Raw genomic sequence first — 16,125 nt, 5'->3', positions numbered from 1 at the left:
GTTACACCCGCAACGTCAGCTCGGCGCGGTAACGGCCGTTGTGCTGGGAGAGGTGAAGCTCGTGGGCGTGCGGATAGTAGAGCTGCAGGCGCTGCCGGATGTTCTGAAGGCCGATGCCGCCGCTGCGGCGTGGGCTGGCGGCCGGAGCCTCGGGTAGCATGTCGTTTTCGATGAGGAAGTGCAGGCGGCCGGGGGAGGCAGTAAGGGTTGCCTCCACGCTGGCCGCATCGGAGAAGTGGTGGCGGCCGTGCTTGAAGCTGTTCTCCACCAGGGGCAGCAGCAGCAGGGGCGGCACCTGTAGGCCAGCCGTGGGGCCTTCCGTGCGTAGCTGAATGCTGGCCCCGGCGTACTTGCGCTGCTCCATCTCAAAATAGTTTTCCAGAAAGGTTACCTCCTCGGGCAGGCTGATGTATTCCTTGCCGCTGTCGTAGAGCACGTAGCGCATCAGCTCCGAGAGTAGCAGAATGAACCGCGGGGTTTCTAGTGAGCCGGCCAGGCTAAGCCCGTAAATACTGTTGAGCGTGTTGAACAGAAAGTGCGGCTGCAGTTGGCTTTTGAGCTGCTCTAGCTGCAGGGCTAGATGGTCTTTTTCTAGGTGGCGCCGGCGGTACTCATGCTCAAATGCCAGCCGCACAAAGGCCACGCAGCTGAAGGCGAGCAGATCAGTAAATAGCAAGCTAATATAGGTGTTGCGGGCGGCCGGCAGTTGGGCTACTGCCTCAACAAAGCCTTGGTGGTAGTAGCCTTGCAGCAACGGCGGACTGGCGATAAACTGAAATAGCCAGTGGGCTACTGCCACGTTCAGCTTAATACCCCACCACACATACACCACCGCTCCAACGCCCAGCAGCACGTATTGGCGGCGCCGAAGCAGCGTGGGCACCAGCCATCGATAATAGGGAATGATATAGACCGTTGCCAGCAGTGCGAAGAGAATAAGCTGTGGATAGGGGAAATTAGCTCGGTCGGTTGACTTTTGCGGCACGGCATCCATGTAGATGGCGTATTTGTACATGCCTACATACAGGCTCCAGATCAGGATTTCGAAGAGCAGGGGAAAGCGGCTGGGGCGGTCAGTAGGGTCGGAAGGCATGCGGCGAAGGTGGCGGTTTTTTCGCCCGTAGGCCACTCGCCCGGCATCGTTTTTCGACCAACCGGGGTGAAATTTCGACTAAAAAATGGCCGATCTGGATTGGTCGGAAAGGGGCGTGGGCTGGTCGAAGAATGCGGCTGGGAGCGGCAAGCGGAGTGTTGTTTTGCATCGTTCCCCGTCGGCAAATGGCGGGTAAATCTGCAACCCTTCTACCCTCCATACCCATGAAAGCCCTCTTCCGCTCCCTGCTTGCTTCGGCCCTGCTTACCACGGCTTCCTTCAGCGCCCTAGGCCAGTCGGCCGCCCCAGGTGCGGCTGTTCCCGCCCCTGCGGCCGATACCACGCCCATTACTCTCGATGCCTCCCTCATCAACGCCGTGAGCACCCAAAGCTTTGCAGAGTTCCGGACCGCAGTGCAGCCCTTGGTGAAGCAGATGGCCAGCAAAAAAGTAGTAGCCCTGGGCGAAGGCACCCACGGCACCGCTGAGTTTTACAAGCTGCGCTTCTGGCTGACGCGCATTCTGATGGAGGAATACGGCTTCTCACAGGTAGCCTTCGAGAACGACTACACCGACACCTACCTGCTCAACGAAGGTTTGCGCCAGCCCAACGCCACGGTGGAACCCCTGATGAAGGCCCACCTCTACAGCATCTGGCAAAATCAGGAAACCGCGGAGCTGCTCACCTGGGTGCAGGCCCACAACCGTACGCACCGCCGCCAGGTGCAGGTGAGCGGTATTGATGCCGCCTATGTGCTGCCCGAAGCCCGCGAGCTGAGCACCCTGGCCGCCCGCTACCCCAAGAGTGGCCTACGGGAGCTTACGGCCCAGCTCACCAAGCACGCTCTGCTGCAGGATTCTATCTGGGACAATATCAACAGGAAGGGCTTTAAGGTGCCGCGTCGGCGCTGGCTCGATGGTGGCCTAGAGGGCTACTACACGGCCGAGAAGATCCAGAAATCCTTGCCCACGGCCCGGCTGCCCCGCAAGCAGCGGAAGCTAGCCGAAGGTTTTGCCCTGGATGCCAAGATGGCCTTCGACCTGTTCTACCAGTTTAAAGTGAACAAGCGCGACGTGTCTCGCGACAGCCTGATGGCCGAGATGACCAAGTTTCTGGTGCGCGACAAAGGCGCTAAAGTGATTGTATGGGCCCACGATGCCCACGTTTCGCGCAAGATTGCCATGGCCGAAGACCCCGGTAATGGCGGCGGCACCGGCGCGTTTCTGGAGCGCATGTTCCCCGGTCAGTACTTTGTGCTAGGCACTAGCACCGCCATCGGCACCTTCGCCGCCACCACCGACGGCCACATTACCCGCACCAGCCCCATGGCCAGCTACCCCCTCGATGCGCCCGTGGCGGGCTCCTGGGAAGCCTCGCTTGGGCAGGTGAGTGCGCCCGTATTTTACCTGAGCACCCAACAGCTAGGCCAGCAGAACCTCCGGCGCCCCTTGCGTTTCGTTGGCTACGGCCCCAACAGTGGCAAAGACAGCTATTCCAATTTCAAGCTCACTGAAGCCTTCGATGCCCTGCTCTTTGTGCGCCAGACCACGGCCGCCACGCCCCTGCGCTAGAGTGGCCTAGGCCACTAGTTGCTGGCCAACTGACATACTAAACGGGTGTACTATCCTTGGTGCCGTAGTACGAGTGGCCTATAAACGGAAAAAGGCTGGAGCTCCTGGAGCTTCAGCCTCTTCTGGTTTAAGAGTGAGTGGTACTTACGCCTGGAGCTTAACGCCGAATGCGCTAGGACCCTTAGGGCCCATTTCTACCTCGAAGGTAACCTTGTCGTTCTCCTTGATGGTGATGCCACCAAGCGCATTTGCGTGCACGAAAATGCTCTGCTGCGTGTCGGAGTCCTTGATGAAGCCGTAGCCTTTAGAGTCGTTGAAGAACGTAACGGTGCCTTTGCGAACCGGGTCTTCCTGCTCCATGTCTTCCTGCTTCATCGCGCCGATGCGGATGTCTTCGGTCTTGATTTCCTTCTTCTTCTTCGGGTCCGGAGGAGTAGAAGAGATGTTGCCGTTCTCGTCTACGTAGGCCAGCATTTCTTCCAGGGCTTGGCCTTTCTTGGCGTTTGCCTGGCGCTCTTCTTTTTTCTCTTCCTTATCCTGGCGCTTCTTCAGGCGTTTCTTTTCGTTTTCCTTCTTACCGAAAGTGGCTTGCGATTTACCCATGTGTATTTAAGTGGTCTTTATAGTTGCTTTGCTATGCGAAGTCAGAGGGTGGTGAAACAGAGGATCATATTACGACAAATTTGAACGGGTTAGCGTTCATAAATTCAATAACTTATATAAACTAATAGATAGGCGCCAACGCTCGGCGGTGACAGCAATACCCCCTCAAAGCACCGGTGTGCGCAGCAGGGCCAAACGGCTCCCACTTCTCAGCTCCTTGCACGCCCCCTGCCCACTGTGAAATAAGAATAGGCGAATAAGTAGGTAAAGCTACCGCTTATTCTGGCAAGTGCAGGCTTGCGTACCAGAATAGGGCTGAAACAGTGGCCTACAGTACGGGGCTGAACAATAGCCCCCGCCTATGTATTTATGCAGTGAACTGCGGGGCTTGGGCATACGTACCCGCCTCAGGCCCCGACTAAATTGGCTATGCTCTCTGAACCCACCTATCTGGCGGCCCGCGTGGTTGCGCCCATGATTGAAACCCACTTTGCCCGGCACCGTGCCGCGGCGCGCCCCCGTGATGTAGCGCAATTGGCACCGCCGCCGGATGTGCAGTGGGTAGAAACCATCATTGACGTAGCTTTCTGGGCCAGCCTGCGGCGCGAAGAAGGGTACTCGCCCAAGATTTCTCTGGCCCTACTGCCCCCCGACAAAGCCATTCAGCCGGTGGTCTTTGCGCATAAGCGGCGCCTAATGCCCTATAATCTGCTGAAGCTGGCTCCGGCCGTAGAGCAGCCTGGCATCCACTTAGGCGTGTGGTACGATGCCGACGGCCTCTACGTGTGGGGCACGGCCATTGGCATTCCGCCGCTGTGCTTTGTGCTGGAAGTAATTGAGCCCGGCCTGTTGGTTGTAAAGCACCGCCGCGCCGACGGCTTCGGCAAGTTCGTGAACGTGGCCATTCTGCGCGGCGACCAGCTCCAACTGGTAGACGCCGACAACGCCGTTGTATCTGACTGCCCAGCCCTGCAAGCCTTCCTGCCCGAGCACACCCTAGCCACCGAGATGGGCGAAACCGACAACGTGCTGGTGGAGTTGGCTTCGGCCATGCGGGCCCATGGGCGCGGGGGGCTGGTACTGATAGTGCCGCCGAACTCGCAAGACTGGCAGGCCTCCATTGTGCAGCCCATGACCTACCCTGTCACGCCGGCTTACATGGGTATTGCCGAGATGCAGCGCGAGGACCAAACGGAGCGGAAGTGGCAGGATGGCCTGCTGCGCAACATTGGGATTGTGGGCGGCTTTACGGCCGTAGACGGGGCCACCGTCATCACCCGCGACTATCACCTGCTGGCCTTTGGGGTGAAAGTAGCTCGCGCCGAAAACAGCACGCCCGTTGATAAAATGGTGCTCACCGAGCCCGTGGTAGGGAGCGTGGTGCAGCACTTGCACCCGGCCCAAAACGGGGGCACCCGGCACCTGGCCGCCGCCCAATTTGTGCATGATCAGCGCGACTCTCTGGCCTTGGTGGCTTCTCAGGATGGCTACTTCACCCTCTTTGCCTGGTCGGTAACCCTAGAGATGGTGCACGCCCACCGCATTGACGTGCTGCTGCTGTGAGTTGGTTGTTGAATGTTGATTGCTAAGTGTTGGTTGCTGATTGCTAGGTGTTCAGAATAATGACAACCAGCAATTAGCAACCAACACTTAGCAATCAACCCCCAGCTCAAATCCCGCTACCTCTCGCACCTCACCGGGCGCTAGGCCACCTACCCACACATTGCCAATGCGCACTCTCACTAGGCGCAGGGTGGGGAAGCCCGCGGCGGCAGTCATTTTGCGCACCTGCCGAAACTTGCCTTCCGTCACGATGATGGAAACCCAACTGGTGGGGCCGTGGCGGTCGGAGCGGATGTGGCGGCCGCGCGGGGGAAGGTCCGGTGCTTCTTCAAGGCGCCGGACGCGGCTGGGTAGGGTCTGGTAGCGGCCGTCGGGCAGGCCAATTTTCACGCCCTGCTGCAACTCGGCAATGGCTTCATCAGTGATGAGGCCATCCACCTGGGCGTAGTATTCCTTTTCCACATGGCGGCTGCGCACTTGCTCGCTCACTCGGCCATCGGTAGTAAGCAGGAGCAGGCCCTCACTGTGCTCATCGAGGCGGCCAATGGCCATAGTGCCCTCCGGAAATGGGTGCAGCTCGCCCAGGAAGCGCTTTTTGCGGGCCTCCCGCGGAAACTCACTGGTGAACTGGCTGAGGTAGCCGTAGGGCTTAAAAAGCAGAAAATGCTGGTGGGGCATGAAGAAAGCAGTACGGTCAGCCCTGCAGCTGACCCAATAGCTCTAGGCCAGTACAGCCAAAGGCGGCCAAAGCTACGAAAGCTTCAGCCGCCTTACCGGGCTGTTGGGAGTGGCCTACGCCGTGGCCTCATCGGCCGAAGGGCCGTAGATGTACGGCACGGGTACATCTAGCAGGCGCAGATACACGGAGAGTTGGCCGCGGTGGTGGATAGTGTGGTTGATGAGGTGGCGGACAATATCGGCGCGGGACTGCTGCAGAATGGTTTGCTCCCCAAACCGCAGAGTCCAGATTACCGCGAAGGCCTCGGCCTCGGCCTGAGATAGGGTTTCATGGGCAGCGGCTCCGTTGGCTGCCAGGCGCTGGACCAGCTCTGCGGCACTGGCGGGTGGTGCTGGGGCATGGTCGGCGTAATTGGCCAGGTCCATTTCGGTGGTTTCAAAAGTGGTTTTGATGCCGCCCAGTAGATCGGCGGTGTGGGCGCCCAAGTGGCCTAGAGTCATGGATTTGGGGTGGGGCTGCCAGCTGAAGTGCTCGGCGGGCAAGCGCTCCAGTACACGGCGGGTCAGCGTCAGTTCGTGGGTGAGTTCGGACAGCAGGGCAAGGGCCAGCGGGGTGGTGAGGGTCGTTTCCATAAAGGCGATGATGGGGTTAGATGGATGATATTCCAAAGCTCGCCGCAGCCACTGACAGCCCTATGTCAGCAGGTTTTCTGAAGTGCCAGAAAAATGTTCGTAGGCCTCCCGGGCCAGTTCGCGTAGGCGCTGCTGCAGCTCCGGCGGCGATACTACCGTGACGTTGGGCCCGAACAGCATCAGCCACCGGGCTATGCTTTCCAGGTGCATGGGCTGCAGCGTCATCTCCACCAAACCATCCGCCGTTTCCTGCTCCTGCAGCCAGCCAAAATAGTGCTTGTTCTCGTGAGCATAGGCCAGGGCTTCGGGCCGGAGCCGGACTACCACCGTGGTACCGGGGTGCTGCCGCGCCCGCTCCGCCCAATATGAATGCAGGGTTTCGGGGCGGGGCGCAAAGTGCTCCTCCCGCAGCTGCAAACTCACTATGCGGTCAAAACGGAAGTCGCGGTACTCCTGGCGCAGGCGGCAGTAGGCTACTACGTGCCAATATTGCCCAAAGTACAGGCCAATGGGCTCTACATCGCGCTGGGTGGCCGCGCCATGGTAGCCGGCACGGTAGTCAATAGCCGCTACCCGGTGGGTGGCAATGCTGGTGAGCAGCAACTGGTGGGTGTCGCTGGAAGGTGGGGGCGCGCTACGGTGCATCCAGGGCTGCAGCACCGTCACCCGAGGGCTGAGCTCGGCTAAGTAGTCGCGGTCGGAGTGGCCTAGCACGGCGCGCAGCTTATCCATAGCGGCCTTGCTGAGTTGGGCCATGTGGGGGTTGGTGAGTTGGGCGGCCAGCTTTTCGGCCGTGAGTAGGGCCGTGGCTTCTTCCCGCGTAAACATTACGGGCGGCAGCCGGTAACCTTCCACCAGTGAGTACCCTACCCCCGCTTCGCCATAGAGCGGTACCCCAGCTTCTTCCAGCGTGCGCAAGTCGCGGTACACGGTGCGCAGGCTCACGCCAAACCGCTCAGCCAAGTCCTGGCCCTTCACCACGCGCTTGGCTTGAAGCTGAATGAGAATGGCCGTGATGCGGTCGAAGCGGTTCATGCTGGCAAAGTAGTCACCGTAGGCCAGTTAACCAGTGAGGTGCCCCAGCCCTGGCCTAGCTTCATCTGCCACATGCTGCAGATAGAGAGGGTGAGCTAGAAAGTGCTTAGGTAGTTTTAAACAGGTACCAGCCATTGCCCAGCGGCTTGATGACAATGATCCGGTCGGGACTCATGGTGGGTACCTGTTGGGCGTCGGGCTGGTAGAACAGGCCTACGGTGTTGTCAGTAACGCCCCCAATTACAAATTCAAGGCAGCTGGCGCAGCCCAGGTAACGGCGAGAAACGCGGGTAATGTAGAGAGGGTGGAGCAGTGCCTGCAGCTCCTCATTCGCATTAGCCGCCTTCTCCTCCAGCACCGCCGAATCTGGGGCAGAAGTGAAGAAATGGCGCTCCTGAATAAACTGCGCAGCCCGCTGAAAGGCCTCCTGATTACGAGCAAAGTGTTGGTTGATGTTCGCATCGGCCCCAATCCAGAGCTGAATGTTGCCAAGCATAAAGGCGTGGTCAGCGTCGGGGTGCTTCTGGTTGTAGGTTGCTACTTCCGCCGGGGGCATTTCGGAAAGCAGCTTGAGCATGGGCGGCCCTAACTGCGTCATCGACAGGCTGCGCACGGCCGCTAGCTTCCAGGGCGCTGCCGCCGCGGTAGAGTCGCGGCGGAAGTGCAGGTAAATGTCGTTACGGCTCACGGAGTCGTGCAGCTCCACGGTGACAACTGCCGTGGCCAGGCCCTGCTGCAGCAGCTGGCAGCGCCGCTCCAGGGTAGCCGGAATCTGCTGGCCTAGGCTCTCACGGCGGGCCTGCCCGGCGGCTTCCCCGCTGAGGTAGCTTTTCATCTCCGACCACCCGGTTTTGGCCACGAAATGCTCCGCAATCTGCAAAGGCTCTAGCGGTTGGGCGGCCCGTAACACCAGCGGAAGGCACCAGCCTAGTAGCACAAGAATATACTTCATCAATGGGCGCAAACTCCTTGTTGTTTCCACTAGGGCACAGAGCTTGAACTTCCAAGATAGCTAGAAAGTGCTAGGGTAGAAGTAAAATGCAGCCTGAGTTTCTCAAGCAACCTCCTGCTGGCGCTGATGCGTTGCCAAGAACAGATGACCGCCGCAACAACTAGATGTACAGTAGTTGCTTATCTGATGCTGCCGGTAGCTGTGCCTAGGCCTATGTATTGGGGAGCCGGCGCACCAGCCACACCATCACGGCCCCCAGCAAAGCCATCAGCGCAAACGACCAGCGCAGGTTAGCCGATTCGGCAATTAAGCCCACCACCGGCGGTACCACCAGAAACCCAAAGTACCCCACCGTAGACACCGCCGCAATGGCCGAACCCGAACTGAGCGTGGTGGAACGGCCCGCCATCCCAAACACCATCGGAATCACGCACGACACGCCCAGGCCCACCAGCACAAACCCTAGCCCTGCGGTAATAGGCGTAGGTAGCAGCGCCGCCAGCAATAGGCCTACCAGTATCAGTAGGCCACTATAATGGAGCAGCGGCTTCACCCCAAAACGGTTGGTCAGCGGGTCGCCCGCGAAACGGCCTGCCGTCATGGCCACCATGTACACGGCAAAGCCAATGGCCGCATCTTCTTTAGGCATCAGCACGGCCTTGTTAAAGTAGATGCTGCTCCAGTCGTACATGGTGCCTTCGCAGGCCATGGAGGCGAAGGCAATAATGCCGAACTTCAGCAGCGCCGCGCTAGGCCAGCTAAAGCCAGGCCGCCGCTCTTCGGGGGCCGGCGGCAGCGAGAGGCTATGGCGGTAGTTGTAAAGGGCCACCGCCGTGAGCAGTACCGCCACCACCGCAAAGTGCGGACCCGGTGCCACCCGCTCCCGAATAAGGGCTGCCCCTACGGCCGCGGCGGCAAAGCCCGCCACACTCCATACCCCATGAAAAGTGGCAATAATGGATTTGCTGTACTGGGCCTGCACGCCCACCGACTGCGCATTCATGGAGATGTTGAGCAGGTTGCGGGAGGAGCCAAAGCAAAATAGCAGCGCCACCAGCTGCCAGGTGTGGGCCGCAAAGCCCAGCAGCGCCAGCGCCACGTTGTAGAGAATAGCTCCCACCAGCATTACCTGCCGGCTGCTGAAACGCCGCAGCAGTAGGCCCGTGACGGGTAGCGTGAGCATAAGCCCCGTGGGCAGCGCCAGAAGCACACCACCCAGCTCCGCTTCATTTAGCCCAAGCTGGTGCTGGATGGTAGGGATGCGCGACGCCCAAGTAGAAAACCCAAACCCTGATACAAAGAAAAACAAGGCAATAGCCACCCGCGCCTGCTTCGGCGTTACCTCTTCCAAAACCTGCGTCATACCAGCCAAAAAGCAGCGTTAGCACTGCAAATGGTGGTAGAGACGCGGTTTATGTTGTTTTCGTTGCTGAGGAGGTGGGGGAGAAGTGGCCTAGCGGAGCGCTTGAGCTGGGCAAAAACATCAGCGCATTGCTTCTCAACTCCTGCTTATTCGTCATGGCAACGTTGCCGGCATCGATTGCACAAAGAAATCTAGATAACAGCGCCTGATGGGCTTGGTATTTGGGTAATATCAGGGTCACTACGACTAGCAAAGCGTGGCTAGGCCAGTCGTCACCTGTCCTGACATTTCCTTTTAATTCCCCCAATATGTCTGCCCATTTTTCCCTGCGTCGGCTGGGCCGTGCTTCTATCTGGCCCGTGGCGGCAGTAAGCTTTGCTGCTCTGATGGCGGCCACGGAAGCTCCCGTTGCCGGCCCAGTACCAGCATTTCCGGGGGCTGAAGGCGCTGGGCGCTTTACCACGGGCGGCCGTGGTACGGCGGCCATGCCAACCACTGTGTTCGAGGTGACCAACCTCAACGACGATGGGCAGCCCGGCAGCTTGCGTTACGCTCTTACTAAGGCCGCGCCCGCCCGTACGGTAGTGTTCCGGGTATCGGGCACCATTCACTTGAACTCCCCGCTCACCATTAGCAAAGCCAACACCACCATTGCTGGCCAAACCGCACCCGGCGATGGTATTTGCCTGGCTGATTACCCCGTGAGCGTGAAGGCCCACAATGTATTGGTGCGCTTCCTACGCTTCCGTATGGGCGATAAAAACCAGAACCAGGGCAAGGTAGCTGGGGCCGGCGGCGACGATGCCTTCGGGGGTACGCGCAACAACCGCCTCATTATCGACCACTGCTCCATGAGCTGGAGTACCGACGAGGCGCTGTCAGTGTATGAGGGCGACAGCACCACGTTGCAGTGGAACCTCATCAGTGAGCCGCTCAACTACTCCTACCACTTCGAGAAGGGCGACACTGATTTCGAGCAGCATGGGTTTGGCGGCATTTGGGGCGGGCAGCATGCCACCATGCACCACAACCTGTTCGCGAGCTGCAAAAACCGCACGCCCCGCTTCAATGGCAGCCGGTACACGCACCCCGCCGGCTTCGAGAATGTAGATTTCCGCAACAATGTGCTCTATAACTGGGGCGAGAACAATGCCTACGCGGGCGAAGGCGGCAACTACAACATCGTCAACAACTATTATAAGTATGGGCCATCTACCAAGGAAAGCGTGCGGGCGCGGGTGCTCAACCCCTACAAGCTAGAGAAAGGCCCCAACCCGCTGCCCTATGGCAAGTTCTACGTCACGGGTAACTACGTAGACGCCAGCGCCGAAGTGACGCGCCACAACTGGCGCGGGGTAACTATGAATGGCGGCACCGCCGCCGATACTGTGCTGGCTAAAGCAACACAGCCCTTTGTGCTGGGCCCCGTAACCACGCAAACTGCCCAAGAGGCCTACGCCCTGGTACTGCAGCAAGTAGGGGCCACCCTACCCAAGCGCGACACTCTCGACCAGCGCATCATCCGGAACGTGGTTACGCGCACCGGCCGCATCATTGATGTGCAGGGCGGCTATCCGCACGGCACCCCCTACAGCGTATCGCAAAAAGCGTGGCCGGAGCTGAAGTCAACGCCTGCACCACTCGATACCGACCACGACGGCATGCCCGATGCCTGGGAGAAAAGCCACGGCCTCAACCCACAGGATGCCACCGACCGCAGTAAACTAGCTGCTAGCGGCTACACCATGCTGGAAGAGTACCTGAATAGTCTGGCCACTCCCGCAATGGCTAAGAGTAAGTAGGAGAGTGGCCTAGGCACAAGAACTTTCCTCCTTAGATGGGGAGGGGCTGGGGGTGGTTGAAGTGGCCTAGAACGATTACCCTAAAACGTCATCCTGACGCAGGAAGGATCTACTCACGCATGAACGGCTTGTTCTAGGCCACTCAGTTATGGGTGAGTAGATCCTTCCTGCGTCAGGATGACGTGCTATCAAGAATTAACATTAAACGTCAGCACGCGAGATGTCTCGACAAGCTCGACATGACGTTCTTATATAATCACTCTCTACCAACTCTAGGCCACTTATCCTCTCTCTTCCACTTGCTTCTCTACCTTGGGTAGCAAAGAGGCGGGCTCAAGCTCTGGTGGCACGTCTCGGCCGGCTAGGGCCAGTTGGTGCTTGGCTTCATCAAACTCGTTTTCACTCTTGGCGATGACCAGAGTTGCCACGCCGTTGCCGATGACGTTGGTAATGGCTCGTGCCTCACTCATGAAGCGGTCAACGCCCAGCAGCAGGGCCACACCCTCCACCGGAATAATGCGCGTGGCGGCCAGCGTTGAGGCCAGCACAATGAACCCCGAGCCCGTAACCCCGGCCGCACCTTTGCTCGTCAGCATCAGAATACCAATAAGCGAAATCTCCTGGCCTAGCGTGAGGTTGATGTTGAAGGCTTGGGCCAGAAAGATGGCCGCAATAGAAAGGTAGATGGAAGTGCCATCGAGGTTGAATGAGTAGCCCGTGGGTATCACCAAGCCCGCCACCGAGCGGGAGCAGCCATAGCGCTCCAGCTTATCAATCATGCGCGGCAGCGCCGACTCCGACGACGATGTACCCAGCACCAGCAGAATTTCTTCCTTAATAAAGCCCAGGTAGCGCCACAAGCTCAGGCCATAGAACCGCATGATGGCGTTGAGCACCCCAAATACAAACAGGAACATGGTCAGGTAGACTACCAGCATGAGCTTGCCCAGCGGCAACAGCGTGTGCAGCCCGTACTTGCCAATGGTAAAGGCCATACCCCCAAATGCCCCAATGGGCGCTAGCTTCATCACAAGCGCCAACACCCCAAACATGGCGTGCGAAAGTCGGTCGAAGGTCTTCATCAGCGGCTGCCCGTACTCGGCGGGGATGCGGCTCACCGCTAACCCAAACAGCACCGCGAATAGCAGCACCTGCAGTACTTCCCCCTCGGCAAAGGCCCCAACCACGCTGTGAGGTACAATATGCGTAGCAAAGTCAACCCAGTTCATGCCCTCACCGCTAGCAGCCTGGGAGGTGTACTTCGCCGCTTCGGCCGCCTGTGCTGCGCTCTGGGTAGCTACTGAAGCACGGGCATCAATCCCCACACCGGGTTTGGCCAGATTAGCCGCTGTAATGCCGATAACCAGCGCCAGCGTCGTCACGATTTCAAAGTAGAGTAGGGCCTTGCCACCCACGCGGCCTACTTTCTTCATGTCGCCCATGCCCCCAATGCCCAGCACCACCGTCAGGAAAATGATGGGCGCAATGAGCATTTTGATCAGGTTGATAAACGTGTCGCCGATGGGTTTCAGGGCGGCCCCAAAATCTGGAAATAATGAGCCCACCAGCACCCCCAGCGCAATAGCCGTGAGAACCTGAAAGGTGAGGTTGGAAGCAAGTTTTTTCATGAATGTTAGTTACACAGTCGACATAACCCCACCCCCAGCCCTTCCCCTGCAGGAGAGATGCTGGGGGTGGGGTTACGGTGCAAGTACGAAATTGCCCGGAACAGCGCCAGCAATAACGCAATAACGCAAAAACGCCCCGCCGGCCAGATGCCAACGGGGCGCTTCAGCGGTAAGTGGCTGCCAGGCGGTTACACGCCAGCGGCTACGGCTACTTTAGGGGCACCAGCCAAGATGTCCTCATTGGCATAAGACGCATACTTCTCGAAGTTCTTCACGAACTTCTCGGCCAGGTCGGCGGCGGTGTGGTCGTAGGCCTCTTTGTCGGTCCAGGTGTCGCGTGGGTCCAGAATTTCGGAAGGCACGTTGGGCACGGCGGCGGGCACTTCCACACCGAAGATGGGGTGCTTGTGGAACTCCACGTTATCCAGCTTGCCCTCCAGTGCGGCCGTAATCATGGCGCGGGTGTAGGCCAGTTTCATGCGTGAGCCCACGCCGTAGCTGCCCCCGGTCCAGCCGGTATTGATCAGCCACACGTTCACCTCGTTCTCGTCCATTTTCTGACCCAGCATCTCGGCATACTTAGTGGGGTGCAGGGGCAGGAATACGGCGCCAAAGCACGCCGAGAACGTGGTTTGGGGCTCTGTAATGCCCATTTCCGTACCGGCCACCTTGGCGGTGTAGCCGCTCATGAAGTGGTACATGGCGTGGCACTTATCCAGCTTGCTGATGGGAGGCAGCACGCCAAAGGCATCAGCCGTTAGGAAGAAGATGTTCTTGGGCGTGCCAGCCACCGAAGGCTCCACCGCATTCGGGATGAAGCTGATGGGGTAAGCCGTGCGGGTGTTTTCGGTTACTGATTTGTTGGCGTAGTCTACGGTGCGAGTACCGGGCACGTAGCGCGTGTTCTCCACGATGGAGCCGTAACGGATGGCGTTCCAGATTTCGGGCTCTTTCTCCGCTGAGAGGTCAATGACTTTAGCGTAGCAGCCGCCTTCAAAGTTGAAGATGCCCGCATCAGGCGTCCAGCCGTGCTCGTCGTCGCCGATGAGGCCGCGGTTGGGGTCAGCCGATAGGGTAGTTTTGCCCGTGCCCGAGAGGCCAAAGAAGATGGCCGTGTCGCCGTCCTGGCCTACGTTGGCGGAGCAGTGCATGCTCAGCGTGTTCTTTTCGTGGGGCAGCAGGTAGTTCAGTACACCAAAAATGCCCTTCTTCATCTCGCCAGCGTAGCCGGTGCCACCAATCAGAATCATCTTCTTGGTGAAGTTGAGAATGGCGAAGTTTTTCTGGCGGGTGCCATCCACGGCGGGGTCGGCCTCAAAGCCGGGGGCGCAGATGATGCTGAAGTCGGGCGTCCAGCTGGTGTCAGCGCCTTCCTCGGGACGCAGGAACATGTTGTAGCAGAACAGGTTGTGCCAGGCTAGCTCGTTCACCACGCGCAGCTTCAGCTGGTAGTCGGGATTGGCGCCGGCGTAGGCATCACGCACAAACACTTCCTTATCAGCCAGGTACTGCACCATTTTCTCCTGCAGCTGGTCAAATTTGTCGGCCGCGAAAGGAATGTTGATGTCGCCCCACCATACAGAATCCTGGGTGTTTTCATCTTTCACGATGAACCGGTCTTTGGGCGAGCGGCCGGTAAAGGCGCCGGTGTCGGCCATCAGGGCTCCCGTGTCGGTGAGGGTGCCTTCGCCGCGGCGCAGAGCATGCTCAATCAGCTCAGAGGGCGTCAGGTTGAGGTGCACCTGGCCGGTGGTGGAGAGGCCTAGCGGGGCCAAACGGGTGGAAATGGGGGAATTTTCCATGTGGGAAATGGGGATTGGGTGGGAAATCGGAGGAGGTAGCGCCCGCAAACCTGGGTGGAGATGCTCCGGCCTAAGGGTGCAGGCAGGAGCGAGCTGGCGCTAGTAGAGCAGTAAGGAAAGCAGCGTATACGGGTTTGGGTGCTACCCGGATAACATGCCAACGAGCTACTCTGGCTGGGTAGGACAAAAATACGATGGCCTTGACTGCACGGACTGAAACAATTCGCTATTTTGTCAGGACAAAAAAAACATTGGTTTCCCTGATCTCAGGATTTCGGGCCGCTGAACCCAAAAATATAGATCGTGAAAATGGGAGAAATGAATACCACAGCATTCTATAGGCCAGTCCTTAAGTAGCCTTTTTTGTCGAGATGAAGGAAGTTATAGCCCGCTATGATGGGATTTACGGGGACGATAAAGCGCAAGTCTCGCACGACTACCTGTGCAGCCAGATCATTTCGCCCCGCAACCGTACCGCCGACTGGGGCCTGAAGCCGCACCTGCATGGCAACTTGTTCCAGATGTTTTTTCTGGAGGCCGGGCGCGCCTCTTTCCATGCCGCTGCCGAGCCCGTGGACCTTACCACGCCCTGCCTCGTTATCATTCCGGCCAATACGGTGCACGGCTTCACGTTCAGCCCCCAGGTGAAGGGCCGCACCCTCACGCTTTCGGAGGCTCTAATGGATACTATTCTGCAGGCTACTCCCGCCGTGATGGTGGAGTTAAACTCAGTGTACATCCTCTCTGAGTTTGAAGAAGACCTGCCGTTTGCCGATTTGCTGGCCCTGGAGCAGCAGATTCATACAGAAATCAACTCCGACTTGCCCGGCAAGCAGCTGGCGCTGAACGCTTACTTCAAGCTGCTGTTCGTGAAGATCTTCCGACTGCTGCTGCTCAACCGGAAGAAGGAAGAGGATAGCCCCAACCGGGCGCTGCATTACTTCCGCGAGTTTCAGAAGTGCATTGCCCGCTCGGCACCCTTCGAGAAGAAGATCTCACAGTTTGCCCAGGAGCTGAAGATTACTCCCGTGCATCTCAACCGCATCTGTCAGACCGTGAAGGGCAAATCGGCCCTTGAGATTGTGCAGGCCCACACCGTCCGGAAGGCGCACAACTTGCTGGTCTACACCTCCCTCTCGGTTTCAGAAATTGCCTACGAGCTGCAGTTTGCTGACCCAGGGTACTTTGCCCGCTTCTTCCGCAAGCAAACTGGCCTTTCGCCCATCGCCTACCGAGCCAAAGCCTACCGCGGCGAAGGCCAGCCCCGAACCCTGCGGGCAGTTGGCAATGAATAAGGAGCCATGGAAATCATTGCTTCAGGTGAGAGGCGCCGGGATGGCGAAACTGGCCTAGAACAAGGGGCTTGGGTAAAGAATAGGCCTATGCGTTACGGAGCTTAACT

Annotated in this window: 13 protein-coding genes; 4 read left to right on the top strand and 9 right to left on the bottom strand. The window is 58.7% G+C overall.

What is annotated here, in order from left to right; all coding sequences use genetic code 11:
* Window position 1: 1 nt before the first annotated feature.
* A complete protein-coding gene (locus tag EU557_RS08815; protein WP_135530017.1) occupies window positions 2-1,093 on the bottom strand; it encodes a sensor histidine kinase in 1,092 nt (363 codons plus the stop codon).
* Window positions 1,094-1,317: 224 nt separating this feature from the next.
* Here EU557_RS08815 and EU557_RS08810 point away from each other — a divergent pair, with 224 nt between their 5' ends.
* A complete protein-coding gene (locus EU557_RS08810) occupies window positions 1,318-2,664 on the top strand; it encodes an erythromycin esterase family protein (protein WP_167855136.1) in 1,347 nt (448 codons plus the stop codon).
* Window positions 2,665-2,808: 144 nt separating this feature from the next.
* Here the strand turns inward: EU557_RS08810 and EU557_RS08805 are convergent, their stop codons facing one another.
* On the bottom strand, window positions 2,809-3,267 hold the full coding sequence (locus EU557_RS08805) for a cold-shock protein (protein WP_135530015.1): 459 nt from the start codon (window positions 3,265-3,267) through the stop codon (window positions 2,809-2,811).
* Between the two features lie 429 nt (window positions 3,268-3,696).
* On the opposite strand from EU557_RS08805, the gene EU557_RS08800 reads away from it, so the two are divergent.
* Window positions 3,697-4,830 carry a putative sensor domain DACNV-containing protein gene (locus EU557_RS08800; RefSeq protein ID WP_135530014.1) on the top strand — a complete coding sequence of 378 codons (1,134 nt, stop codon included), beginning with the start codon at window positions 3,697-3,699 and terminating at the stop codon, window positions 4,828-4,830.
* An 87-nt stretch (window positions 4,831-4,917) separates the two neighbouring features.
* Here EU557_RS08800 and EU557_RS08795 read toward each other — a convergent pair whose 3' ends face one another.
* The 5 genes from EU557_RS08795 to EU557_RS08775 all read right to left on the bottom strand — a co-directional run bounded on the left by EU557_RS08795 (window position 4,918) and on the right by EU557_RS08775 (window position 9,491).
* On the bottom strand, window positions 4,918-5,508 hold the full coding sequence (locus EU557_RS08795; RefSeq protein ID WP_135530013.1) for a pseudouridine synthase: 591 nt from the start codon (window positions 5,506-5,508) through the stop codon (window positions 4,918-4,920).
* Window positions 5,509-5,622: 114 nt separating this feature from the next.
* Window positions 5,623-6,141 carry a DinB family protein gene (locus EU557_RS08790; RefSeq protein ID WP_135530012.1) on the bottom strand — a complete coding sequence of 173 codons (519 nt, stop codon included), beginning with the start codon at window positions 6,139-6,141 and terminating at the stop codon, window positions 5,623-5,625.
* A 60-nt stretch (window positions 6,142-6,201) separates the two neighbouring features.
* Window positions 6,202-7,176, bottom strand: a complete 975-nt coding sequence (locus EU557_RS08785; RefSeq protein ID WP_135530011.1) for a helix-turn-helix transcriptional regulator — start codon at window positions 7,174-7,176, stop codon at window positions 6,202-6,204.
* 106 nt (window positions 7,177-7,282) lie between these two features.
* Window positions 7,283-8,128: a hypothetical protein gene (locus EU557_RS08780; RefSeq protein ID WP_135530010.1), complete on the bottom strand. Its 846-nt coding sequence runs from the start codon at window positions 8,126-8,128 to the stop codon at window positions 7,283-7,285.
* A 211-nt stretch (window positions 8,129-8,339) separates the two neighbouring features.
* The gene (locus EU557_RS08775) at window positions 8,340-9,491 is read right to left on the bottom strand and encodes an MFS transporter (protein WP_167855135.1); all 1,152 of its coding nucleotides are present in this window, start codon (window positions 9,489-9,491) and stop codon (window positions 8,340-8,342) included.
* A gap of 308 nt (window positions 9,492-9,799) precedes the next feature.
* Between EU557_RS08775 and EU557_RS08770 the strand changes: the two genes are divergently transcribed.
* Window positions 9,800-11,293: a pectate lyase family protein gene (locus EU557_RS08770; protein WP_135530009.1), complete on the top strand. Its 1,494-nt coding sequence runs from the start codon at window positions 9,800-9,802 to the stop codon at window positions 11,291-11,293.
* A 281-nt stretch (window positions 11,294-11,574) separates the two neighbouring features.
* Here EU557_RS08770 and EU557_RS08765 read toward each other — a convergent pair whose 3' ends face one another.
* A complete protein-coding gene (locus tag EU557_RS08765) occupies window positions 11,575-12,921 on the bottom strand; it encodes a dicarboxylate/amino acid:cation symporter (protein WP_135530008.1) in 1,347 nt (448 codons plus the stop codon).
* Window positions 12,922-13,109: 188 nt separating this feature from the next.
* Window positions 13,110-14,723: a phosphoenolpyruvate carboxykinase (ATP) gene (gene pckA, locus EU557_RS08760; RefSeq protein WP_135530007.1), complete on the bottom strand. Its 1,614-nt coding sequence runs from the start codon at window positions 14,721-14,723 to the stop codon at window positions 13,110-13,112.
* Between the two features lie 371 nt (window positions 14,724-15,094).
* Here pckA and EU557_RS08755 point away from each other — a divergent pair, with 371 nt between their 5' ends.
* Window positions 15,095-16,018, top strand: a complete 924-nt coding sequence (locus tag EU557_RS08755) for a helix-turn-helix domain-containing protein (RefSeq protein ID WP_135530006.1) — start codon at window positions 15,095-15,097, stop codon at window positions 16,016-16,018.
* Window positions 16,019-16,125: the final 107 nt, after the last annotated feature.

This window comes from Hymenobacter wooponensis, from assembly GCF_004745865.1.
GTDB lineage: Bacteria > Bacteroidota > Bacteroidia > Cytophagales > Hymenobacteraceae > Hymenobacter > Hymenobacter wooponensis.
This window is presented reverse-complemented; position numbering and strand designations above follow the sequence as displayed.

What these genes read in the sequence shown, in the direction of transcription:
- EU557_RS08815 (WP_135530017.1), bottom strand. Translation starts at nt 1,093, where the DNA reads ATGCCTTCCGACCCTACTGACCGCCCCAGCCGCTTTCCCCTGCTCTTC.
- EU557_RS08810 (WP_167855136.1), top strand. Translation starts at nt 1,318, where the DNA reads ATGAAAGCCCTCTTCCGCTCCCTGCTTGCTTCGGCCCTGCTTACCACG.
- EU557_RS08805 (WP_135530015.1), bottom strand. Translation starts at nt 3,267, where the DNA reads ATGGGTAAATCGCAAGCCACTTTCGGTAAGAAGGAAAACGAAAAGAAA.
- EU557_RS08800 (WP_135530014.1), top strand. Translation starts at nt 3,697, where the DNA reads ATGCTCTCTGAACCCACCTATCTGGCGGCCCGCGTGGTTGCGCCCATG.
- EU557_RS08795 (WP_135530013.1), bottom strand. Translation starts at nt 5,508, where the DNA reads ATGCCCCACCAGCATTTTCTGCTTTTTAAGCCCTACGGCTACCTCAGC.
- EU557_RS08790 (WP_135530012.1), bottom strand. Translation starts at nt 6,141, where the DNA reads ATGGAAACGACCCTCACCACCCCGCTGGCCCTTGCCCTGCTGTCCGAA.
- EU557_RS08785 (WP_135530011.1), bottom strand. Translation starts at nt 7,176, where the DNA reads ATGAACCGCTTCGACCGCATCACGGCCATTCTCATTCAGCTTCAAGCC.
- EU557_RS08780 (WP_135530010.1), bottom strand. Translation starts at nt 8,128, where the DNA reads ATGAAGTATATTCTTGTGCTACTAGGCTGGTGCCTTCCGCTGGTGTTA.
- EU557_RS08775 (WP_167855135.1), bottom strand. Translation starts at nt 9,491, where the DNA reads ATGACGCAGGTTTTGGAAGAGGTAACGCCGAAGCAGGCGCGGGTGGCT.
- EU557_RS08770 (WP_135530009.1), top strand. Translation starts at nt 9,800, where the DNA reads ATGTCTGCCCATTTTTCCCTGCGTCGGCTGGGCCGTGCTTCTATCTGG.
- EU557_RS08765 (WP_135530008.1), bottom strand. Translation starts at nt 12,921, where the DNA reads ATGAAAAAACTTGCTTCCAACCTCACCTTTCAGGTTCTCACGGCTATT.
- pckA (WP_135530007.1), bottom strand. Translation starts at nt 14,723, where the DNA reads ATGGAAAATTCCCCCATTTCCACCCGTTTGGCCCCGCTAGGCCTCTCC.
- EU557_RS08755 (WP_135530006.1), top strand. Translation starts at nt 15,095, where the DNA reads ATGAAGGAAGTTATAGCCCGCTATGATGGGATTTACGGGGACGATAAA.